Origin of the sequence: Pricia mediterranea (genome assembly GCF_032248455.1) — a bacterium.
In the GTDB taxonomy this organism is placed as follows: domain Bacteria; phylum Bacteroidota; class Bacteroidia; order Flavobacteriales; family Flavobacteriaceae; genus Pricia; species Pricia mediterranea.
In genome coordinates this window covers 889,913-912,375 of sequence record NZ_JAVTTP010000001.1, presented here as the reverse complement: position 1 = coordinate 912,375, position 22,463 = coordinate 889,913, and the positions used below count along the sequence as shown (strand labels likewise).

Below are 22,463 nucleotides of genomic sequence, written 5' to 3'. Positions count from 1 at the left end.
AGTTATTACCCAGGCAACATTGGCGTTACCCTATCGTGCTATTTGGACCGTAAAACTCAACTATTCTCCTGAATAAAACGTTACAGAATTTCTGAAATGGATTATATAATTTCATTGGCCGTACAAAATAGCGATAAACCACCGATAGAACAACAGGTATGGCACAACTGCTCTCATAAACCTATGTTAAATTGAATGAGGTGGATAGTTGCCAGGGATCGAACCAAAAGGGCCGTTCAGTTAGACGGCATCAGCTTGGATTTTTTATAAGGAAAATACACCTGCATACGTGTTCCTTTACCCGGTTCACTTTTGGCGACGATGTGGCCGTTATGGTTTTCCACTATTTTTTTACAGATGGCCAATCCAAGTCCGGTTCCCTCATAGGCATGTTTTTTATGAAGCCGCTGAAACAATTGGAATACCTTGACGTCTTGTTTGGAATCGAAGCCGATACCGTTATCCGTCATAGTCACTAAAAGGTATTTTGACATAGAGGGGTTTAAAGCTTCATTCATTATTCGGGGAGGTAAAATTTCTGTGGACACTGTAATTTCGGGGACGCTATCGTGCTTTTTGTATTTAAGGGCGTTCGAGAGCAGGTTGCTGAACAACTGTTCGAGCTGGAACTCGATACCGTTTATACGTGGCAGATCTGGAATATAAATTTTGGCACCGGTTTCTTTGATTTTTTCGCTTAGGTCGTCAAGAACCTTCTCAAACACCTCGTTCAGATCTACAGGTCCATGTGATTCTACCTCTTCGGTCAATCTGGCGTAGGAAAGCAAATTTCGGATCAAAAGCTGCATACGGTTGGCCGATTGGTCCACTTTTTTGAGGTATTTTTTTCCCTTTTCCGAAAGGCCTTGCAGGTCCGTATGCGACATGCGGCTGATAAACATCTGAATCTTGCGCAGCGGCTCTTGTAAATCGTGGCTAACGACCCGGTTGAACGATTCGAGTTCCGCATTGGTACGTTCGAGTTCGCGATTGCGGCGCTGCAGGGTGATTTCGTTTGCAATTTCTTGGGTAATGTCTCGAATTACTCCGACCATGAACGGTTCTTCGTTCTTTTCAAAAAAATGCCCCTGCATTAGTATGTTTTTCAGCTTACCATCATGGAGCTTTAGACGATATTCGATGCGAACGGTTTTTCTTTCCTTCAACGTACTGCGAACGTTTTTTTCGAAGCGTTTTCTATCGGCAGGATGTATTAAGGAGGTGATTAAATCTAGGGAGGGGATTTTCTCCGATGGCTCCATCCCCAGTAATCGAAAACAATTGTCACTGTACGTTAAGGTTTCGGTACTCAAATTATAGCTGAAACTGCCTACTCCGGCTACGTACTCCGCATCGTTAAGTACCATATTCTGAAGCGCCAAACGCTCGTTGGCGATATTCAGTTTATTTTCGGCTTTTTTGCGCAGGGTGATATCTTGCGAGACGATGGTGACCCCATCGCCCAACTTTAAAATTTCGTTGCAAAAATAGAAATGTCCCTTGGGCAGATGGTATTCCCGTTCGACTTCTTTTGATTTCCCTGAAGCGATAACTTTCATGTAAGTTTCAAAATCCCCGTAATTCAATAAAAAAGGATATTCTTCAGAGGCAAGCTTGCCCGTTGATTCCTCCGCGGAGCGTCCTGTAAGGTCTTTAATTTTGTCATTGATATACGAAATCTTAAAGTCCTTTATATTTCCATCCCCGTCGCGTACGGCCTCAAAATAACTTATAATATATTGCAAAGAACTGAGCATGTTTTGTAGGAAAGATCCGGTGCGCTCGAGTTCCAGGTTTTGGCTTTCAAGCCTTTTATTGAGTTGATGTAGATTGAGTTCCGCTTCTTTGGTAGCGGTTATATCGCGCGAGGTTACCGTAATACCATCATGGGTCGGGGCAAATGTTGATAAAAACCATATTCTTTCGCCGTTGATTTCGTAATCGACTTCTCGGCTTTGGGGTCGGCCCCTTTCCATGGTATCGTTCAAAACCCCGATTAAACCTTTGGCGACGGTAAACGGATAAATGTCGGATAGTTTATTATTGACGGTATTCGACGCGGACCGACCGGTTATAGCCTCAATTTTGGAGTTGACATAGGTAACCTTAAAATCGATTGCCTCGTCTTTCTCCGCCTCATGAAGGGGAACAAGATAGTGGACTACATTATCTGTATTTTCTAAAATGTTCTGAAGGAAATTCTGAGTGGCTCCAATTTTTTTTCGGTCGGAATTTATTCGCGAATAGGCGAACATCAAGCTACCCAGGGTAAAAAGGGATAAGTATAAAATATTGATTGGGGTAAGGGTCATCTGCGATTCGTAGGCTGCTTTCCGCTGTTTGAGCAGTTCGTATTCTTCGGCAATCATCTCGGTCTTGATATTTTCGAGACTATCTAGATGCTGCTCTATGGACTGTATCTTATTGGACAAAGCTCCTGAGACAGTTATTTTCTCGGCAACCTTTGAGTCTAGAATTTTCAGTTCTCGAAATAATTCGGCGCTAAGTTGAGGCACCCGATTCAGCAATTCTTGCTGCTCAGGATTGTTGGTGGTCAGTCTTCGCAGGCGTTTCAACGACATGTCGCTTTTGTTGTGATAGCCGATGATGGGCGACAAATAACTGCTGTCTTTTGAGATAAGGTACTTGATTCCTGCCGATTCCGACCCCGTGTAATTGCCGAAAAGCATATTGATCTCGTTGATAATCTCTTGGGTACGGGAAACCTGTTCGGTTGATTGGCGCAGCGCGCGATTCATCTTAAACGAAGTGTAGGATATAAAGAAAAGGATAATGATGGCCAATATCAAGAGCAGAAGATAGGGGAGAATACCCGTCTTTTTCCTGTTTAGATTATCGAACAGTGCCATAGCCTGAGATTATGTTGGCAAGATACATCGAATTTGTGGAAAGCAAGGCTAGGACGCTGGACGGAACCTCGGTAAAATCACAAGAAAGCCCGAAACACCGCGCTAACGGATAGGCCGGAGGTATCGGTAAAATGGGCTCTTAAATTCGAAACAGAAAATTGGCTTTATCCGTCTCATTTTCGTGATAATGCCAATTGCGTCTTACCACTTGACCAATCGTCTTTTTAAGCTCTTCGAACCGGTTAGGTTTATTGATATAAATGTTGGCTCCATGAACAAAGGTTTCCTCGATGTCTTTCTCGGAAGATGAGGTGGAGTAGATGGCTACCACTAAATCTTTGAGTTCAGGGTTCTTTCTGATTTCTCGCAAGCATTCAAAACCGTCCATCACGGGCATATTTAAGTCGAGGAAAATCAGGTGAGGGTAAGCAGCAGTATCACTTGCATGCAGGCAATCGAGTAATTCTTGGCCGTTGTGAAATTCCGTCAGTTCGGTGGCGATATCTATCTCTTGCAATGCGTCGGCAAAGAACAATCTATCGTCTTCATCGTCGTCTACCAGCACAATTTTCAGGGGGGTGGTGCTCATTTTGGGTCTCTCGGTAAACATTAATTAGGTTGTACGGACTTTATTTCTCTTCTCGATAATACGTAAAAAAGCAGTTGGGGTGAGGCCCGTGATTTTTTTGAATTGGCCCGACAAGTGGGCGACACTACTATAATCGAGCCTACGGGCAACTTCTGTTAGGCTCATCCCGTCTTCGAGCATTAATCTTTTAGCGTACTCAATTCTCCGCAAGATAATAAAATTCTCGATGGACGAATGGGTTTCCTCGGAAAAACGATTAGATAAATAAGAATACGAATAACCCAATTTTTCGGAGAGATAAACGGATATCTTTTCCGTTCGCATGTCGGGCGTCTTAATCAGTGTTTCAATGGCATGTTTTACGGCCTTAACGATATTCCCATCCTCTTTGTCCGATAGGGTAATGCCGTACGTTTTAAGGGCCTCGGCCACCATCAGAAGTTGTCTTTCGGAAAGGGCACTATGAACGGTCAGTTCTCCGGATCCGTCAAAGCTAAAAGATATCCCCAAGACATTTAAATGTTCCGTCACAAGTAAACGACATACTTCAGTGGGGTTGTAATGCATCCGAAATTGTACCATGTCAATCGGGTTGGTGGACCATGCGATTAAACGCGCAAAAATAGAAATAAATGCGATAAATTTATTCTCGAAAAACCAAGTTATCCAAAGATGCTGAGATTTAGATCACGCACTGGATATAGGAAGAAGGAAGGTGGAAATGATTTCCATCTTGCGAGTCATTTCTTCCTGAAATTTTCTTCTGGGATAGCCTTAAAAAAATCGGCTGTGTCCAAATCCGCGTTCGGACCGTACGCCATTAAAAACGTGCCCTTGGTTCCATCGCCCATTTCCATAACATACAAAATGGATAGATCGGATGGATTGCTCATGCCTTCATACCGATGATCATTGATATGTTTGACATCTTGTGGTCCGTAGGTAATTTTCGTCCTCGTATCGATAAGTTTGCCCGACTCGTACCGAAAGCCGTGGGTAAACCCGTCGTTTTCGTATTTCCGGATCAGGTCTCTTTCGTGCTTGGCATATTCTTTCATTCCTTCCTTCTTGAGGTTTGACTTCCCGATTAAAGGGAAATTATTTTTACGTCTAAAAGTTAAACAAAAAAACGGACATTTTCCTAAGAAAAAGTCCGTTAATCTGAAGCTGTAGTTGAAACTTCCCTTTTCATCAAAAATTAATGGGAAGACCTAACCTAAAATTAGTTATCGTCCACGGCATCTTCAATAGCGTCGCCTGTATCATCGACAGCATCTTCGACATCGTCACCGGCTTCATCCAGTGAATCTTCTACTTTTTCACTCGTTGTTTTCTCACGGCAACTATTTAATACAGTTACCGAAGAGGTTAATGCAAAGAGTACTAAGAATAAATAAATCGACTTTTTCATTTTAACAGTGTTTAAAGGTTATTAGAGTTTTTTTCTTCCCATGATCAAAGAAATCACGAAGAGGACCAAAAATATAAAAAATAGGATTTTGGCAATACTTGCAGCTCCTTCAGCAATACCACCGAATCCGAAGACTGCGGCTACAATGGCTAAAATCACGAAAATAACTGTCCAACGTAACATAATTTATTGTTTTAGGTTAATATTATTTATGAAAGAGGGGTCGCCTCCTTGTCATGCAAAAGTGAATAATTCGAGCATAGGGGCTTGATGCTATCCGATTTAAAATTAGTTCGATACGACCAGCTTTTCATTATTCTTAATGATATAGATAAATGCAAGTCGCTTTCAGGGTTTTGGAGCATCAACTTTTGCTAAAATGATATAAATACCCCAAATCGGTGAAAAGTTGCAATGCTTCCCCTATGCCCGTCTACGCTAAATCTTCCAAACGCTTGATCTCGTTTAGTCCACTTTCGATAGCCATTCGCTGTTGCCTCAATAGGGTTTCGGTGCTAGGCGGTAGATTGGTCTCTTGGAGAATGTCATCGTATTCTTCGATAGCTTTTTTTTCTCCTTTAATAGATTCCTCCAGCATGGCCTCAACATTATCCGAAGAGAAAAAGTTCTTCAAATCCATCCAAGACCTGTGTGCTTTCCCGGCGAGGCTGTCGCCTTTGTCCACCTCTTGTCCGAATTGTCTGATTTCGCTCTTTAGGGCGTGACCAAAGTCATAGCGTTCTTGGGCCTTCTTTTGAAAATAGCTTTTGAGATTAGTGTGTTCGACATTTTCGGCCGCATTTTTGAATCCTTTTTCGGCATCGTACGTCTTTTCCAATAAATCGTTTAACTTGTCACCGACCTTCTCTGTGTATGTACTCATAGTATATAATATTGTATTTGTGGTGAACGGAACTTGAGATAGATGCGTTCCGCAAGACATCTTAAAACCGTAAATTTAACGAGAAGAATAAGTGAGGCATGCTGTATAAAATTTAAAATTGTCTGTGTTGCTATAATAGATAATCGTGTCACTATTTGTTGGGATACCGCACAGTTGCTTTGTCCTTTAAGATAAAATTGTTCCAAATTAAGAAGGTTACGAGAAATCCCGCAGGTTCTGTTTCGCGCCCAGGTCGATTTAAAGTTGAGATCAAACCTCCCTTTAAGGTTGAGATCAAACCTCCCTCCGCGGGTTCGTATCCAAATATTAACAGTAAAACGTAAGACTATGATTCGAAAAGGAACAAGGGTAAAATGGAATTGGGGCAATGGTACGGCGGAAGGTACGGTTGTCGAGACCTATACTTCAAAAACGACCAAAACGATAGAAGGCTCCGAAATTACCCGCACTGGCGAGGAGGGCAATAAGGCATTGTACATCGAACAGAAAGATGGAGATCACGTGCTTAAACTTGAAAGTGAAGTAGAGCGTGTTGCGGATTAAATCGGTCGGCCTCGAAATCGTTGTCGTCTTGCGAGGGGATGTTCAGTGGTCAATTCATTGTTCCGCTGTACGAGTAATGGGTAGAGGGGCGGCTGAACTGTATTCGAGGTGGCTCAAATAAAAATGGCCTCGACATTGAAGTGCGTCGAAGCCATTTTCTAACAACCAACCAAACTATCTTAGAAACTTGTCATATCATAAAGGGCCATTTGAATAACGCCTCTATCTTAAATATGATATTACAAAAGTAGGTTGTTCGGTCGGTGCGTTGTTGCTGTATCGCAAATTAGATTAACTGTAAAATATTTTTTTGCATTAAAGAGCATAACGAAATTATGAAGTCCATCATAAAATTTTTTAAGTACAATTATCGAAGGGTTTTACAGAGTATTGCCTTTTATCCGGTATTGATCAGTTTATTGTACGTACTTGCCGCGGTAGTCTCCCTGAAGGTGGACAGCTCCGAACTGGTGGAACAGCTCAAGGAAAAGGTACCTTACCTATTTATTCAAGACTATGAAACCGTGCGCGCTATGCTCTCTACCTTCGTCGGAGGCATAATTTCGCTGACGGTATTTAGTTTTTCCATGGTTATGGTGGTATTGGGGCAGGCCTCCAGCGATTTTTCCCCGCGGTTGTTGCCCGGGTTGATATCCAATAAGAAGAATCAGGTGATCTTGGGCATCTATGTGGGAACGCTATTGTATTGCACCTTAATATTGCTTTCGCTGGGCGCTTACGGCACCGACTCCTATAACGTAGGAATGTCGGCCATGTTGGCGGCGGTTATGTCGGTAATCTGTATCGTACTCTTTATCTATTTTATCAATAGCATATCGAAGGCTATCCAAATTCACAATATCATCGACGGGATTTACGAACGCTGCAATTCATTTTTGGCGCGTGAATTAGGTGGTCATGATGCTACGAAGGTCGGTCTACAATACATCGATAGCCAAGAATGGAAGCAGATTCTTAGCGATAGGTCGGGATACTTCAGGGGATTCGATCGTGCTCTGATGTCTTCCGCGACCAAGGAAGTGGGCAATCAGATTGAAATCGTGCCATATCTCAACCGCCATATCTGGAAGGGGGATGTTGCCATCAGGGTCAAAAACAATATTTCGGACGAGGCCGCTGAAAATCTGTTGTTCTGTATGGATATTTCTTCGGATAGGCACGAAGATGATAAGGGCATCGGGGGCATGATCAAGTTAATGGAAATTGCGGTCAAGGCCATGTCGCCCGGTATCAATGATCCAGGCACCGCCATAGACGCGGTCACCAAATTGGGAAGCCTTCTAAGCAAGTTTTTGCAATTTCCGCATATGGTATCCAATACCTTCGACGGAGGAGAGCTTATTCTTATCGAGAACCATATACCGGCTGAGGAACTCATGCGTATTCTTGTGCAACCCATACGACTGTATTCTAAAAAGGACAGTTCGGTGATGTACGAGCTCATCAATGCCCTACAGTTTATGTACGATGCCCACGGTCTCTCGCGTGACGATCGCCAAGCCTTGGCCGATGAGCTCGAAGCGACGCGACGTGACATCGAAATGCACATTGATAATGAGTATGACAAACAGGGCCTACTCGCATTGCTCGAAGATCAAGGGGAGAACTAATGTGCGTTGCTAGTCGCCGCCATATCCGCGACCTGGCCTTGCTCGAAAATCGTGGAGAACCAAACCGTAGCCAAAATTCCCGGGTAGAGATTGGCGTGTCCGTGATTTTCCATGGCATACTAAACCAGGGAGCTGCGACGTTAGAGGTCTGACGGAATCCGGATTCGAAGCCGAGCCGGACCGATCCAGCAACAGCAACCCCAATGAAATTTCACAACATCCTTCTGATTACCCTTGCCCTGACCTGCAATGGCCTGGGCTTCGCGCAATACCAAGAACCGAACAATGGCATGACCCCCATTAGCCAAATCGTTATCGACTTGAACGATGCGGAGGGAATCGACCCGGGAGAGGTACAGAAATACAATGCGCTGAAAAAGGGACAGTTCTTCCGGCTTAAAATCGATAATGTCAATACCTATCTCTATGACGTCAGCGTTGGAAACGAGGACATCGATACCTCGATGGAGCTGCCGGCCAGTGTGCTGGACCTGGTCGATTTTGGAGGTGTCAAAGCTTCCCTGCAAAATCTGAATACGGTGAGCGGGACGATCAAAAAATTCGTTGCCCTCGGTCCGGAGACCGGTCTGCTGGGCTCCGATACGGATAAGGTGCTTACTGTCGAAGAATTACGACGCTATCTTGCCGGGGTCAAAAGCCGGGCAAAGAGCGATTTTACCGCGCTCGGTACTAAGACCTCCGAAGTGGAAAATCTTTTTTTGCAGGGCGAAGATTTCCGAAATACAATGACAACAGTCGAGCGCAACCTGCTGGGCGAGGTACCCTCGAAGGGTGACATCAAGGCCTTGCTCGTATCTTTTAAGGAAAGAAGGGCCGACATTTTTAGGATAAAGGAAAAGTTGCTGCGCGATAATGCGGGGTTTATGAAAGTGGTAGAATTAAACAAAGCGCTGGTATCCGAAAATAAAGTTTTGAAAGCATCGATTGGCGAAATCGGGAAAGTCTACACGGCGCTGATCAAAGCCGTCGATTACCTCATCGAGCAGCTATCCGCAGAAAATTATGGGAAATTCTCGGCGGTACTGATCGGTGTGCTCAACAATCTCGATTTTAGCTATACTAGCATGCCCATTCAGCACCATAGCGATGTCAACGAGCTGGTAATTCAGCTGAAGCCGAGGGATAAATACGCTAAATTATCCAGGTATTCGACCGTCTTGCGGATTCCCGATATCGAGAAATCCTTTTGGGCGGTCAGCACCGGATTTTACCTCACGGGAAATCCCGAAAATAGTTATTCCATCGTTGAGCGCGTTGACAACGGACAGTCCCTTTACGATTTCCTGAAAGAGGATAAGGCCGAAATCGAACTCGGTATCAACACCATGATACGGCACGGCCGCCGTATCGGGGAAGTTTTGGAAACCCCCACTTTTTGGCATTTCGGCTTTGGTGCAGGGCTGAGCATCGACCAAAAGTTCAAGCCGCGATTGATGGCGGGTACGGGCCTCGCCTTTGGCGGAAAAAACAAATTGATTATCGACTTCGGGGCCGTCCATGTGTACTATGATACCTTGAGCAAGGCCTACACCTTAAAAGCCAATACGGTGCTGCCCAAGGATTTTTTGGTCAATGCGACGAAAATTCAGGGATACGTTTCGGTAGGGTATTTAATCGGGCTTTAGCCCCATGTCATTCCTCCAACAGGTATCCGATATTCTCCAAGTTCGCGGTATGGTAGGCCACTAAACGGTTGACCGACATCATATAGCTGAGCTCCCTTACCTTTTTGCTAAGTCCTTTTTCGGTAGCGATTTCGTGCAGGTTCTCCGTGATTTCAGCAACGATGGCGTCGGTAGTATTACCGGGGTTCACCTGCATAATACGGAGGTTTTCGGATGTTTCCTCTTCGTTCGCGCAACTGAACTTTACATAGCCCATCACCAATTGTTGCTCCCGCTCCGATAGAAAACTGATATCACTATCGTCGAAATAGCGGTTTACTTGTTTGGCAATGGCATACAGGTTGCTGAGTTCCTTGCCCAATAAATCCTCTTTTATCATTTTTGGATGGATTAAAATTTAGATGGATAAGATACGTGATCTTGCATATTATGAGGTGTGCAATTCATAAAATTAGTGACACGTATAGAACCTATCGCAAACCTTACTGGGATGAATATTACGTTTTGAGGCCTAAGGATACCCTTTTTGGAATTTACTCAAACAATCGCCCCCCGAGCTTTATCCAGTCCGCACTGCTGTAGGAAGAGACTGTCGAATACGGGCAGTACCGAGGGCTCGAGCAAGGTATTACGGGCATCGATCCAGGCCTCTACGGCCGCGGTTCCGTACATGCGCCGGATTCGGGCAGCATCGAGGTTGAAGTTGATCTTTCCCCAGTGAAGGGCATAGGGAATCTGCTCCTGCTCCAGTTTTTCCCAGGCTGCAGCAAAGAATTTCCGTGCCGGCAGGCTGTCCACCCCGTCCATTTCGAGCACACAGGAGTTCGGGAATCGGGTGAATCCCAAGGTAGCCCCGGTACCCTTTACGTAGCGAAGGGCGAGTCCCCCCGGAAACGGATCCCGTCTGTTCACCTCGATCAGCAGTTCTACGGTACGGGGAGAGTCGGTGGCGTCGATCGCTATGGCGGCACTGGCCACCTTTCCCCTGAACTTGGTGTAGCCGAACATTTCGCGTACGGTTCCGACCCGAGGCGGTTCTGGCTTAAAGGCGAGCCCGAACATCAGGTTGACCATGGCGGGGATTCCCCGGCCCGAAGCGGGCAGCTTGTCCAAAAGCGTGGAGATGATCCCCAACAGGTCGTCGCCATAGGTAAAATCGTTGCTGCGTTGCAAGGGCGTATGTGGTAGGGCGAAGGGTTTTTTGAAGATGTATTTCAAGAAGGCCCCCTTATCGGCGTTTCCGGGTTCGAACTTGTGGATGTTGAACAGCACCTCAAAATGGTACATCTCGCCGCTCTCTCCCGTTCCCGGCAGGTTTAGGGCGGAAAAATCCAAGGTCCGCATTGCGGTTTTTAACGTGTCGTCATAGGCTATGTTACCCAGGCGATGTTCGGTAAGCAGAAACTGGGGCTCTGTCTCGATCATCACCCCATGGATAAAGCCAAAGCTGCCAAAGCTTACCAGTGCCGCATCGAAGAGGGCGTCGTCACGGACCAAATCCGCATCGAGCCAGTCCACGAACTCCTGGGAAGCCACGGGATAGGAAGCCCTTTCCAGCCAAATATGTCGATTGCTGCCGGTAACGAGATGCAGCCCGACCGTAAATTCGGGAATTGCCCCGAACTTGATGGCAGCCCCGTGGGTACCCGTAGAAAGTGCGCCGGCGATGGTCTGCCCGTTGCTCGCCCCCGAGGCCTTGATCGAACGTTGGGGGTTTTTGTTCGCCAATCGGTTGTTCAGGTCATTGATAAGGGCCCCGCACTGCACGAAATACAGGTCTTCGGGAGTCTGCGCGTAATTGGCGTCCACAAATTTTTGCCGCATGGGAAAGGAAAAGTTCAGGCTGGCGGTATCGACCATTCCTCCCTCGGTCACCCCTACTTTGGTAAAGGACCATCCGCTGCCTATGGCCCGTAACTTGATGTTGTTGGTGACGGCATGGCCGATCAGCCACTGAAAGTTCTCGGTCGTGGCCCGATACCGGTCCCGATAACTGTCCGCCGGCGGGTTCCAGAGCTTGAATGACGCATCCTGCTCCAATCGATGGGTGAAATTCTCGTGCTTGTTCGTCCAATTGCGAATGGGTAGCGGGTCTATGCCTTCAGGTGTCATGGTCGTATTTTTTGTGTTTAGAACTGCAATTCTTCGTGTGTACGGCTACTCTTCCAACTCGCCTTCCCCGTCCCGGGGCCGGGCGCAGCCATAAGTTGCAGTTCTGTGGTTGACGAGACCCAGGGTCACCGCACTCAAAAGAAAATCGGGGAACGAGGTCTTGACCACCACCCACGAAAGGGTCTTTTCGCGGCAGGGACATTCGGTGTTTGCAGTTTCTGGATTCACATCGATCCTTTTTTGTTTAAGGCCCCAATAATAGCTCCAGCTGGACTCCCTATGGCATTCCAGGTTTGCGACACTATCGTCAAACGGACTCGCTTCGATCCGGGTGCTGACACAGGAAACGGAAAGCAGCATTAGTCCAGCCATGAGCACCATACTAAATAAGGAGCGAAATTTTTTAGGAAAGGGATAGGGACAGCGGAGGTTCTTGGCGTACTGGGGGCGGCCGAGTTTCGCAATACGGGGGAGACCGAATTCTCTAAAATATCGAAGGAGCATAGTTATAACGGATAAATGGTATAAAAGGGGGAAGTCTCCTAAAGGTAAAAAATCAGTATCGCGGTAGTACCAAAAAATGTACGAATGGATACCGTAACTGTATGGCTGGTGGGGCTTTGGGTAAGGTTGGAATATACATTCCGGAGAGTCCCATTGGTCGCGGTTTCAGGATGATGTCCTTTTCGTGTTAATTTTTGGAATTAGTCGATTTTCCTACATATATTTAAGAAAATAGTTGTATTTTGGAACGTAAATATCTTCCCCCTTTTACGAATCGGTCTTTTTTTTTGGTCGTTTCCCCCCCGACACATTTTGCACACTTTCCCCCTGTTAAAGAATCATTCTTAATTCCAAGCTATTATGGAAGATACACTCAGGGAATTGGCCGAACAGGCGTATTCTAATTACTCAAGTGTCCTGAACGACATCGACCGGATAAAAACGGACATCACCCATGTTAGACAGGGCAAGGTCGAACTGTCGGAGATCCAGACGGACAAAAGACGCCTGTCCAACAGAATTTCACGCGAGGGAACGGCCGAACTACAGGCCTTGGAGCGCATCAACGGCGAGGCCAATTTTCAGGACATCCGCATTGTTCGCCGAATCGTCGAACTTTCGAGGGCCGTGGGCCGGATCACCACGAATTCAAGGTTGGGCAATACGGGCTACGGCACCGGTTTTCTGATCGCCCCAAACCTGATCCTTACCAATAACCATGTGCTGCCCGACCCCCAGGTGGCGAGCAATTCTACCATACAATTCGATTATGAGCTAGACCAGCATGGCAACCCTGGGGCCTCGGAGAGTTTCAATCTCTTGCCCGAAACTTTTTTTGTTACCTCGAATTATACAAAAAACATCGAAGACCCGTTCAGCGGACTCGATTTTACGGTGGTCGCCGTAGCGGAATCTTCGCATGCGGGCACCCCGCTTACCGATTTTCCGGTGGCCCGCTTGGACAAAAAGCTGGGGAAGATCATCGATGGCGAAAACTGTGTAATCGTGCAGCATCCGAAGGGCGATTATAAGAAGATAGTAATGAAGGATATCCGGATGCTGGTGCTCAAGGACGATTTCCTCATCTACGAATCCGACACGCTTCCCGGCTCATCGGGCAGTATGGTACTCGGACTGGGAACCGGGGAGGTGGTCGCCCTGCACCACAGCGGTGTCCCGAGAAAGAACCGGCACGGACAGTGGTTACGAAAGGACGGATCGGTGGTACAGCCCGGAGACCCCGACAACCTCATCGATTGGATGGGCAACGAGGGCATCCGGGTAAGCAGTATCTTGAAAATGCTCGAACGCATCCCGGTTGCCGAATCCATGGAGCGGGGCAGGGCCGAATTGCTCGGCAGTGCCCGAAATGTCAGTGCAGCCTCGGTAAGAAATACAGTTTCCGGTCCCACACATGCTGCATCAAACGGCGAGGAAACCCCTGCTCCACAAAATTATTATTCCATGAACCGATCCGAAAGCGTGGGTTCCCGCACCCAATACTTCGAGGTCCAATTGTCCGGGGTCAAGGAAATGCAGAAAGATTGGAAGGAAAACGCGACCGGCCTGGTCCCCGGCCTGCTGCTCAACGAGCCCCTGTACCCCATGTCAACCGAGGCCTCACATCGCAATTTTTACTACATTCAAGTACGATCCGATAAAAATCCCTGGGAAATTGCTGCCGATCTAGAGGGCCTTCCCCAGATCGAAACCTGTACCCCCGACCTTGAGATGTCCACCGATATCAGGGAGGGGCATTACGGCAGGTGGTCGGGCAACGAAAGTCTGGAGTCCCTGGACGACGGCACCGCCGATTGGTCAGAGAGCGAAGGGAACTTCAGGATCAGATGGGCCAATGCACGATTGGTCAAGGCCCATATCCAGGGAAACAAGCATCGGGAATACCGGGCCTGGAACCGGGAAGCGGTAAACATGTGCGAGATCGATTTGGGCAAGGAACCCTTTAAGACGAGCGCGAAAAACCTGGAAAAAATACGTCTTGTACAATTGGATACCGGGTATACGGACCACAACAAGGTATTGGGAGGCTTCGATCTGTTGCAGGACGAGGATTTCATCGACGGCGAGGATGCCCGTGACGAAATGGACACCGGCATCCTAAGACAGCCGGGGCATGGCACCCGGACCGCCAGTATCGTAGTCGGCAGACAGACCAACGACAGGATAGAAAACGATGGGAATACGGGTATCGCGGTCGATAGTTCGGGACGTCCGCTGGTAAAGGTGATTCCCTACCGTATCTCGAAATCCGTCGTCTTGATCGGCCGGGGACGCAATCTCTTCAATGCCGTACTGCAGGCCATAAACGCCAATGCCGATATTATCTTTATGTGTATGGGCAGCTATCCCCGACCGATGATCTACAGCATTGCGAAAACCGCCTACGAAAGGGGAATCATCTGGGTCTGCGCCGCGGGCAACAAGGTGGAATCTGTCATAGCACCCGCCGTGTATCCGGGTACTATAGCTGTGGCGGCCTCGAACCCCAACAACGATGTCTGGAAATATTCTTCTTACGGGACCCCCGTCGACATTACCGCCCCGGGCGAGGATGTTTACGTGCCCTTCAAAAGTAAAAAACAGGAAGATATCATGGTGTTCGGCTCGGGAACCAGCTATGCCACGCCCCATGTGGCATCGGCGGCAGCCCTGTGGAAAGCCAAGCACCTCGACTTCCTAAATAAACATGTAAAGAAACCCTGGCAGACCGTAGAACTGTTCCGGAAGCATCTAAAGGCCTCGGCCAACAAAAAACCGAACGGAAGGGAATGGGACAAAGACCGTTTTGGCGACGGCATTCTTGATGTGCGGAATCTATTACAGCAGAAACTGCCGGACATCGATGACCAAACGGAAGTCGATGCCTTGCTGGGCAAGCTTGAGCATGCCTACGCCGGCAAGGAAAAACCCGAACCTTGGGACCTTGGTGTTCGAGAGACCATCCATTTCCTTTGGAATACGGCGAGAAGGAAGCTGACCCCCGGTTTTGAGAGTGGCAATGTGGGGGAAGCCCTGACCGAACGGGCGAGGATCAGTGTGGCCGCAATGACGGGAAGACCGGTGAACAAAGTGCTCGAAAGCTATTCGCAGTTCGACGACGATCAGACCGAAAGCCTTCTCAAAGTGTATTTCGAGAGTTTTAATTGATTGATTTACACCAAACCGTCCTGAGTCGGCCAGCCGAGGGTCTTCTTTAAAATGGATATGGATAAAAAAAAGCTATTATGGATCACTATTTCGACCTTCATTTCCATCCTTTGGCCAAGAACCATCTCGCCAACGGAAGGGAAAAGCCATCCGACGGCAACGCCCTTAAGGCCTTGACCCGTCCCATCGCGATGTCAAAGACCTTTAAGGAAACTACCGATGAAACCGTACTTCGTACCGTCGAGAGCCAGAGCTGTATCGACTACCTAAGGGAGGGAAAGGTACATCTGGGCATTGCGGCCGTTGCCGCCCTGGAATTCGGGATAGCTTCAAGCCAAGGTTTTATAGCCGATATCCTAAAGAGCAACCTGAAAAAACCTTTAGATGATGACTATTTCGATGCAGTCAAGGAGGGGGAGGTTTCGTACCTCAATCTGTTTTTAAGGGAAGTCGAGCGCTATGTTACACTGCGAAAGAACAACATCATCGAAATCCTGAACCGAAACAACGTCCATACGTACAACGACAAAGCCCTCAAAATGACATTTGCGATCGAAGGTGGCCATAACCTTTGTACGAAGAAAATCGGAAATGCACTGGAATACGATAGTTTCGAGAGCTGTGGGAATTCCAGTGTTTTCGAACCCAAAAATGGCATGCCCCAACGTCCCGATGTCGTCTTGGAGGAGCTGGTCAACGCATTCCGTAAAAAAGACCTGGATGTGCTGTATCTCAGCTTGACCCATTTGACCCATATTCCCGAACAGCATTTGGCCACCCATGCCTTTGGGACAAAAGCCATGAAACATCCCTCGTTCTATCCCTTTGGCAATGGGTTGACCGATTTGGGCAAGGAGGTTATCGAACGGGCATACGGACTTAAAATTTCCACTGGGAACGGAGAAACTCCCTCTTCCGGGACTGAAGAAACGCCCGCTTCCCAAAAAGTAAAAAATCCCCCTAAAGAAAAAAAGGACGTTGACAACAACACCATACCTGCCCCTGTGTTGATCGACATTGCGCACATGAGCCTAAAATCGCGTCAAGACCTTTATAATTTCCGTAGCGAGAAAGGTTACCAAGACATCCCTTTGATTGCCAGTCACACAGGGGTTACGGGCTATTCCATCAACGATTGGAAGTACCACCTCGACATCCAAAAGTGCCTGAACCATGTGGATCAGGGAATCAAGACGGTTAAGATTTCTACCCGGCCCAAGGTTGCCGGGTACTGGGGTTCCAATAGTAGAAAAGCGTTCACTTTCAACCCGAATAGCATCAACCTAATGGATGAGGACATCATCGAGGTGGTGCAGAGCAACGGCCTTATCGGGGTCAGTCTTGATGTCGGGAGGTTGGGCAACGAATCCGACATGGATTTCGAAATCGATACTTCGGAATTTATAACGACCGCCGATTTTATGACCCACTTTCCGTACACCGGCCTCCAGTCTCTCGACTATGCCAGTGTCGAAGAAATACGCTCCGAATCGGCTTGGCTAAAGCCGGTCGCCAAAGAGATGCATCCACTAGGCTTTTGTTTCAATATCGTTCACCTGCTGGCGGTCATCGGTCTAAAGGCCAATCCTAAAAAATCCCCCGCGGAATACATCTGCGTCGGAAGTGATCTTGACGGGTATATCGAGCCCCTCAGGGTCTGCAGCGATAGTCGCCGCATGAGGGACCTGGAATCGAATCTGTTAAAGTGGCTTCCGGTAGCCGTCAAACGCTACCAAAAGGAAAACGGCGGTACGGCCGACCTGTTCGAATTTGCCAAGAAGAAGAAAGAATTGGAAAAGGTCGTCGGGGCCATCCTTTATGAAAACGGTAGGGCGTTTATAGCCGACCGGCTCGTTTATGAACGGGCCGATGAAAAGAAACCCAGGCCCCCGCAGAAAGAACCCGTTCAAAAGAAACCGCAGCGGGTGCAAAAAGACCGATGAAAAGGGGACCTGGCGCTGTTTCATATGTATAAATCCAAAACCAATTTTCAAACCCAAAACCCATGCCATGAACGACGAAACAAACCACGGTACGACCGACAAACCAAACGAAACGGTAAACGACAAGCCGGGAAAAACCCAGGATTCCAGGCTGAACAAGAATGATGTCTTTACCTTAATTACCTATGTGATAGCCATAGGGGCGTTGATCGCCTACGGCTATTTCATCCATTTTTTGACCGGGAAGGCCAAGTTTGACGATCCAGAGTGGAGTAGGCTGATCTATCTCTTCTCCGGGGTCGAGGCCATTGTATTTGCCGCAGCGGGATTTCTGTTCGGCAAGGAGGTCAACAGAAAACGGGCCGAAAACGCGGAAAAGGAGAAGAACGAGGCCAAGCAGGAGAAAAACGAGATCAAACAGGAGAAAAACGAGATCAAAGAGGAAAAAAAGGGGGTAGAAGAAGAAAAAAAACAGGTCGAAGCAGAAATGAGGCAGGTCGAAAGACAAAAAGAGGAAATCAAGGAGGAAGCGTTCAAAGAACGTCAGAATGCCCTCATTCTCGGCGAAATGGCGGTTTTAGCCGAACAAGCAGCTGCTGGAGCACCGCCGGAACGTTCGGCCTTGGAAGGAACCGCGGCCAGATCGACACCTGCTTCTATTGCGCGTATCGCCGCAAAGGCAAGAAAAATGTACCCGGAGTTGAACGAATAGGGCGACCCTTACTTCTGGCTTCCCGAAGCCAAAAACTTGCTGACCAGCGGGATGATAACGCCCAGGCCGCCCAGGGTTCCGATAAGGGCCTCAAAATCCTTTATCAGTTCCGGTTTGCCCAAAGCGATAAATACGATGGTCGTTACTATGATAAGGTAGAGCACGATGCGTGCGTGGCTCCAAGTACCTTTGCCGCGGTGCTTGTTCTCTAGGCGCAGGGCCTCGTTCAGCGAGACCGAGGTGACGATAAAGTTCTTGAAGCTATAGTTAAAGATAGCGGGACGGTCCCTCCAGACCACCAGTCCCTTTTTCATCAACGAGAACAGCGAATTCCTATTTTTGATATTTAAAAAGCCATCTTTGGCGAGGTCGTAGAGCAGGTACCGTTCCCTAGTGGGCAGAGCGTTCCAAATGTCATTGTAATAGCCGTTCCCCATGTTCTGGGTGTGCATGATCATGCGCTGCCGATCCAACCGCTCATCATTTACCGTGGAATTCTTGCTGTCTTTGACATCCTCATAAGCCGTGACACCTTTGTACTCCGAGACATCTTGATGGTCATTAATGGCCTCCCCGCCTTCGGACTCTACCTTGCCATTGGAAGCATCGGTTTCGTAGAGGGTCTTTGATAGGATTACCGGGGCCAGGGTAGGCAGAAACTTACTGTGGCCTAGTTCTTCTATCAGGGGCGCAATGGTCCGCTCATAGCGCGTAGGTTTTTTGTTCGGACGCAGTCCCAATACCCGATACACCTTTTCCTTGTTTTCCCTAATGCCGATAAGCACTTGGGGGAAGGCACTCAGAATATTTCGCCAAGAATTGAAGTCGTCTTCCAGGCTGCCCGGCGGCAATCCGGATGTTTCCTGCGGTTTTTCGTAAAACGCGAAAATCTGGCTCGGATAGACTTCCGATATCAGTATGACCCGTTTTCGTTTTGAGATCAAGAAAGAAATGACCTTGAGCTTTAGATGGTTGGCATTGAAGGATTTTATATTGTGCTCTAGGTGTTCGACGATAAAGACCTCTTGGGCCTCCCAATCGAACCGGTCCCGGTCCTTTGGTGCGAATCCGGCGAGGACACCTAGAATGAGCGAAATATCGGCATCCCCATCAATATGGTCCAATCGCAGCATGGAGAGGCAAACATCTTTGGTATAGTTGGCGGATTGTAGGATTTCAGTGGCGAAGCTGCGTTTTCCCGAAAAGGGCAGGCCGATCAACAACAGGCCGGAGTTCGACTGCTCGTCGAGCAGCATGCGTCCGAATTTTTTAACATAGTTTTTGTCCGGGTTCGTATCAAAATCATTGGGTTTTAAATGTCGAAAACGGAAGGCGAAGAAACGATCCACAAAGAACAGGATCATCGAAAATAAAACGGACAATATCAACAGCAGCCCGCTAACCTTCAGGGTCCAATACCCCAAGGTGCCCTTGATAGTCTCATCGGAGGGTTGCCGGGTGACCTGTAAGGCATCCTTTTTACCCAGATGGACTAGGGCCAGGGTATCGGCATCCCGGTTACTGATCCAAGAGGAATCCCGGGCCTGCCGGTACACCAGGGCCTTGAACCCGCTTATCCTTTCGTCGAAAATGGGTCGGGCATTCCAAAGAAATTCCCGAAAAATGCGACTTTTATCCCCAGTTTCTAAAAAAGGATTGTCTTCGGGACCGATTGCGAGGGCTTCGGCATAGACCGGATACAGGCCTTGTCTTAAATGTTCTTGATGTAATCGGTCGTCCTCCTTCTTCAGTTTATCGAATCCCCGTGGCCGGTCATCGAATCCCGGTAGATTTTTCTGTAGCGCTCTTTCCTTGGCGATGTACTTTTGGGCCATGGACATTTGGTCGGTCTTGGACCAGACCGTATCGATCAGGTTTTCTACCTTATCGAAAATCAAGTAGGTAGGAAAAACGGCGACCAGCAGAAGCCAGCTGAACAAAAACATGGAATACCAATAGCGGTAGGGGATATGGACGTTCAGTCGGTTGTACCTACATATTTTCCGTAACCTCTCGGGCAGCTCAAAAAACTGTCCGCGTATTATGATGAAGATACAGCCCAGTTGCAACAGCACGGCCACGACGGCGAATCCGTATCCATTGTTGAGCTTGATCATGAGGATGTTCAAAAAAACAATGACCGACAGCAGCAAAAAATCGCGGACCCTGAATTTTAAATCCGGCCGGTTTCGGTACGGATGCAGGCTGTAGTAAACGATCAGATAGGCCCATATGGCCACCAGAAGACAGGTGATATAAACCTTTAGGGGCTCGATGTCGAGAAAAAGGTTAACGCTTGTTCCAACCAGCAATGCGCCTATAAAAAGACACGACAGGAGGATATAGGTATCCCTGTCGCACTTCTTCGGCGTCAGAAAATCGAACAGGAACCTGTCGTACCGATAGAGCCCAAGTTTGGGGTTTCTGATAATCAGCGACAGCACGGTGATCGCCAGCAGAAGGATTGTGGCCAAGACCACGGCGATACAGGCCAGGGTCAAGATTTCCGATACCCGGGTGCGCAGCAGGCCGATGTCATACAAGGCTATAACGCTTAGATTGGTGCTCTTTATGGGCGTAATATGGAACAGTTTACTTTTGTCGCGATAATTGACAATGCCCTGGGCACCCACCCTTCCGAGTACCGCGCTCCGGACGTCGTCCACCGCCCTGCTGACCTCGAAAAAATTCTCCAGGGTCGCCCTTCCCGCTTCGGAATGGAACCATACCTCGCCCTGGTCGTCAGCGATGACAAACTGGTATCCGAAGGGCAAGATGGGGTCGTGCACGGATTTCATCTGTGAAGCCCCGACCCTATAACCCGAAAGTTCGTCCGCTTCGTTGTTGACGATATAAACAGCCTCCTCGGTCTGGTCTTCGATAGAAACTACCGGCCGCATTACGTAATCGATACCGTTTCTGGAATGCCAAAGGTTGTCCGATGCGTCAAAGGCCTTAAAGTAGGGACGGGTACTAAGGCTTTTGGTGTTCTTGATATCGTCTTTGTCGATCAGCGCAATATGATAGTAGACCTCGCCCATAGAATCTATTTTTGAAACAAACTTAAGATGCTCCCTGAACGGTGCATTCGATTCGGAGCCCCTAAAAAACGTTGCCGTGGTATCCGAAAGGTAGGCGTTATCCTCTTTTTGTAACGGGGTCTCGTAAAGATGGGTGACATTGGCCATGTTTTCTTCCTCAAAACGATCGGAGATTTTTTCACTTAAGGTCGTTAAGCGTTTGGGAATCGTATGGTAGTAATCAAAGTAATGGTTCATCAGCGCGAGAAAAACGATTGTGATGATCGGGGCGCCAACGACCACCGTAATGCCCGAGAGGATGACGTCGTTGCTCGAGAGCCGTTCGTCTTCGGCGATAAAAAGCATTTTAAAATAGGGGAGGCCGAAGAGCGAGAGCAGTAAAAAAGTGGTGAGCAGGGCAATGATCCAGGGGTCGATTTTTCGGATGGTCTCCCTATAGCGATCGGCCTTGACCAGTCCGATAATCTCAATTTTTAGTTTTACATGGGGATTTAAAGCTGTTTCGTAATTGTATTCCTTTCCAAAGAGCTGGTAATTCGTGCCTTCGGCCGGGATGGGTATCGCGACGCCCATGTTCAGCAGATTGGATTTAAATAGGGTGTCCGGCGGTTTGATGGCCCCTTTAAGCGTGCTCTTGTAAATGTCTTCCATGGGTTTTCCGAAACCTTGTGCGCTGGCGAGTTTCATCGGGTCAACGGAATTTTTTGCATTCAGGGGGTCTTTGATCGTAATCATGTACTCGTCGAAGGCCGGGTCTATTTTTATGGATTTGGAAGGCCTTTTCCAGATAGAATCGATTCGCATTTTTATCGGATGGACTTGATCGCGCAGTTCGCCGTCGTTTGTGGTTTTAGGTTGGATGTTGTTTCTGGAGTTGTAGATTTGGATATCGTTGTCCAATTGCCTTGAGATAATATCGAAATCGGAATCCAGGCTTTGAAGCTTCGATTCCCGAAAGTGTTGTTGGTTGCTTTTTATATGGGAATAGTAAATGGCGAAGAACAGGCCGATAACGATCAGGGCGACAGTAAGCAGACCAAAAAGCCGTTTATTGGCTGTGAAGGGCTTTCGGATACTGCCGGTTATTGAAGGAACGCTGGGCATGGGTTCTAGAAAATAAGGTTCAAAATCTCATTTCTTTGCTGGAGGGAACCTGCCGATGGCATCAGTATTTTACCTATGATTCATATAAGAAAAATCGTAAAGTAAGAATTCTATCGAATTTTGAATTTGGATTTTGTGTGAATCGTAACGGATGGTGTATGGATGGTCATGAAAGATGTTGTATGGCCTACCGTTCGCCGGTTTATGCCAACCAGTGCCAACCAAGAACCTACGGATTACTACCAATGAAAAGGCCAAAGCTGATCAGGTTGTTCAACTTTGGCC

General features: G+C 47.7%; 17 protein-coding genes. 6 read left to right on the top strand and 11 right to left on the bottom strand.

The features are described from left to right. Nucleotides 1-236: 236 nt before the first annotated feature. From RQM65_RS03835 to RQM65_RS03805, 7 genes are all read right to left on the bottom strand, one after another. On the bottom strand, nt 237-2,870 hold the full coding sequence (locus tag RQM65_RS03835) for an ATP-binding protein (RefSeq protein WP_314012875.1): 2,634 nt from the start codon (nt 2,868-2,870) through the stop codon (nt 237-239). A gap of 139 nt (nt 2,871-3,009) precedes the next feature. Beyond that, on the bottom strand, nt 3,010-3,459 hold the full coding sequence (locus tag RQM65_RS03830; protein ID WP_314012874.1) for a response regulator: 450 nt from the start codon (nt 3,457-3,459) through the stop codon (nt 3,010-3,012). A gap of 24 nt (nt 3,460-3,483) precedes the next feature. Continuing rightward, nucleotides 3,484-4,041, bottom strand: a complete 558-nt coding sequence (locus RQM65_RS03825) for a helix-turn-helix domain-containing protein (RefSeq protein WP_314012872.1) — start codon at nt 4,039-4,041, stop codon at nt 3,484-3,486. 158 nt (nt 4,042-4,199) lie between these two features. Further along, nucleotides 4,200-4,517 (bottom strand): hypothetical protein, encoded by a 318-nt coding sequence (locus RQM65_RS03820; RefSeq protein WP_314012870.1) that lies wholly within the window; start codon nt 4,515-4,517, stop codon nt 4,200-4,202. 164 nt (nt 4,518-4,681) lie between these two features. Then, nucleotides 4,682-4,870: a hypothetical protein gene (locus tag RQM65_RS03815; RefSeq protein ID WP_314012869.1), complete on the bottom strand. Its 189-nt coding sequence runs from the start codon at nt 4,868-4,870 to the stop codon at nt 4,682-4,684. 21 nt (nt 4,871-4,891) lie between these two features. After that, nucleotides 4,892-5,053, bottom strand: a complete 162-nt coding sequence (locus RQM65_RS03810) for a DUF1328 domain-containing protein (protein ID WP_314012868.1) — start codon at nt 5,051-5,053, stop codon at nt 4,892-4,894. Nucleotides 5,054-5,303: 250 nt separating this feature from the next. Then, the gene (locus tag RQM65_RS03805) at nt 5,304-5,753 is read right to left on the bottom strand and encodes a ferritin-like domain-containing protein (protein ID WP_314012866.1); all 450 of its coding nucleotides are present in this window, start codon (nt 5,751-5,753) and stop codon (nt 5,304-5,306) included. Nucleotides 5,754-6,101: 348 nt separating this feature from the next. Here RQM65_RS03805 and RQM65_RS03800 point away from each other — a divergent pair, with 348 nt between their 5' ends. From RQM65_RS03800 to RQM65_RS03790, 3 genes are all read left to right on the top strand, one after another. After that, on the top strand, nt 6,102-6,317 hold the full coding sequence (locus tag RQM65_RS03800; RefSeq protein ID WP_314012864.1) for a hypervirulence associated TUDOR domain-containing protein: 216 nt from the start codon (nt 6,102-6,104) through the stop codon (nt 6,315-6,317). 335 nt (nt 6,318-6,652) lie between these two features. Beyond that, entirely contained in the window at nt 6,653-7,948 is a 1,296-nt protein-coding gene (locus RQM65_RS03795; protein WP_314012862.1) for a DUF2254 domain-containing protein, read from the top strand. Between the two features lie 203 nt (nt 7,949-8,151). Beyond that, nucleotides 8,152-9,594, top strand: coding sequence for a hypothetical protein (locus RQM65_RS03790; protein ID WP_314012861.1), 1,443 nt, complete (start codon nt 8,152-8,154; stop codon nt 9,592-9,594). Nucleotides 9,595-9,601: 7 nt separating this feature from the next. Here RQM65_RS03790 and RQM65_RS03785 read toward each other — a convergent pair whose 3' ends face one another. From RQM65_RS03785 to RQM65_RS03775, 3 genes are all read right to left on the bottom strand, one after another. After that, a complete protein-coding gene (locus tag RQM65_RS03785; protein WP_314012860.1) occupies nt 9,602-9,973 on the bottom strand; it encodes a hypothetical protein in 372 nt (123 codons plus the stop codon). Nucleotides 9,974-10,131: 158 nt separating this feature from the next. Beyond that, nucleotides 10,132-11,706 carry an FAD-binding protein gene (locus RQM65_RS03780; protein ID WP_314012859.1) on the bottom strand — a complete coding sequence of 525 codons (1,575 nt, stop codon included), beginning with the start codon at nt 11,704-11,706 and terminating at the stop codon, nt 10,132-10,134. Between the two features lie 45 nt (nt 11,707-11,751). Beyond that, nucleotides 11,752-12,078: a hypothetical protein gene (locus RQM65_RS03775; protein ID WP_314012857.1), complete on the bottom strand. Its 327-nt coding sequence runs from the start codon at nt 12,076-12,078 to the stop codon at nt 11,752-11,754. A gap of 492 nt (nt 12,079-12,570) precedes the next feature. On the opposite strand from RQM65_RS03775, the gene RQM65_RS03770 reads away from it, so the two are divergent. The 3 genes from RQM65_RS03770 (at nt 12,571) to RQM65_RS03760 (ending at nt 18,033) form a co-directional block, all read left to right on the top strand. After that, the gene (locus RQM65_RS03770; protein WP_314012856.1) at nt 12,571-15,378 is read left to right on the top strand and encodes a S8 family serine peptidase; all 2,808 of its coding nucleotides are present in this window, start codon (nt 12,571-12,573) and stop codon (nt 15,376-15,378) included. Nucleotides 15,379-15,455: 77 nt separating this feature from the next. Beyond that, nucleotides 15,456-17,321, top strand: coding sequence for a hypothetical protein (locus RQM65_RS03765; RefSeq protein WP_314012855.1), 1,866 nt, complete (start codon nt 15,456-15,458; stop codon nt 17,319-17,321). 67 nt (nt 17,322-17,388) lie between these two features. Further along, nucleotides 17,389-18,033: a hypothetical protein gene (locus tag RQM65_RS03760; protein ID WP_314012854.1), complete on the top strand. Its 645-nt coding sequence runs from the start codon at nt 17,389-17,391 to the stop codon at nt 18,031-18,033. An 8-nt stretch (nt 18,034-18,041) separates the two neighbouring features. Here RQM65_RS03760 and RQM65_RS03755 read toward each other — a convergent pair whose 3' ends face one another. Next, nucleotides 18,042-22,178 (bottom strand): hypothetical protein, encoded by a 4,137-nt coding sequence (locus RQM65_RS03755; protein WP_314012853.1) that lies wholly within the window; start codon nt 22,176-22,178, stop codon nt 18,042-18,044. Between the last annotated feature and the right edge of the window lie 285 nt (nt 22,179-22,463).

Coding starts and splice junctions, on each gene's coding strand:
- RQM65_RS03780 (WP_314012859.1), bottom strand. CDS start 11,706: ATGACACCTGAAGGCATAGACCCGCTACCCATTCGCAATTGGACGAAC.
- RQM65_RS03820 (WP_314012870.1), bottom strand. CDS start 4,517: ATGAAAGAATATGCCAAGCACGAAAGAGACCTGATCCGGAAATACGAA.
- RQM65_RS03815 (WP_314012869.1), bottom strand. CDS start 4,870: ATGAAAAAGTCGATTTATTTATTCTTAGTACTCTTTGCATTAACCTCT.
- RQM65_RS03785 (WP_314012860.1), bottom strand. CDS start 9,973: ATGATAAAAGAGGATTTATTGGGCAAGGAACTCAGCAACCTGTATGCC.
- RQM65_RS03770 (WP_314012856.1), top strand. CDS start 12,571: ATGGAAGATACACTCAGGGAATTGGCCGAACAGGCGTATTCTAATTAC.
- RQM65_RS03795 (WP_314012862.1), top strand. CDS start 6,653: ATGAAGTCCATCATAAAATTTTTTAAGTACAATTATCGAAGGGTTTTA.
- RQM65_RS03790 (WP_314012861.1), top strand. CDS start 8,152: ATGAAATTTCACAACATCCTTCTGATTACCCTTGCCCTGACCTGCAAT.
- RQM65_RS03775 (WP_314012857.1), bottom strand. CDS start 12,078: ATGGCTGGACTAATGCTGCTTTCCGTTTCCTGTGTCAGCACCCGGATC.
- RQM65_RS03765 (WP_314012855.1), top strand. CDS start 15,456: ATGGATCACTATTTCGACCTTCATTTCCATCCTTTGGCCAAGAACCAT.
- RQM65_RS03835 (WP_314012875.1), bottom strand. CDS start 2,870: ATGGCACTGTTCGATAATCTAAACAGGAAAAAGACGGGTATTCTCCCC.
- RQM65_RS03810 (WP_314012868.1), bottom strand. CDS start 5,053: ATGTTACGTTGGACAGTTATTTTCGTGATTTTAGCCATTGTAGCCGCA.
- RQM65_RS03755 (WP_314012853.1), bottom strand. CDS start 22,178: ATGCCCAGCGTTCCTTCAATAACCGGCAGTATCCGAAAGCCCTTCACA.
- RQM65_RS03800 (WP_314012864.1), top strand. CDS start 6,102: ATGATTCGAAAAGGAACAAGGGTAAAATGGAATTGGGGCAATGGTACG.
- RQM65_RS03825 (WP_314012872.1), bottom strand. CDS start 4,041: ATGGTACAATTTCGGATGCATTACAACCCCACTGAAGTATGTCGTTTA.
- RQM65_RS03760 (WP_314012854.1), top strand. CDS start 17,389: ATGAACGACGAAACAAACCACGGTACGACCGACAAACCAAACGAAACG.
- RQM65_RS03805 (WP_314012866.1), bottom strand. CDS start 5,753: ATGAGTACATACACAGAGAAGGTCGGTGACAAGTTAAACGATTTATTG.
- RQM65_RS03830 (WP_314012874.1), bottom strand. CDS start 3,459: ATGAGCACCACCCCCCTGAAAATTGTGCTGGTAGACGACGATGAAGAC.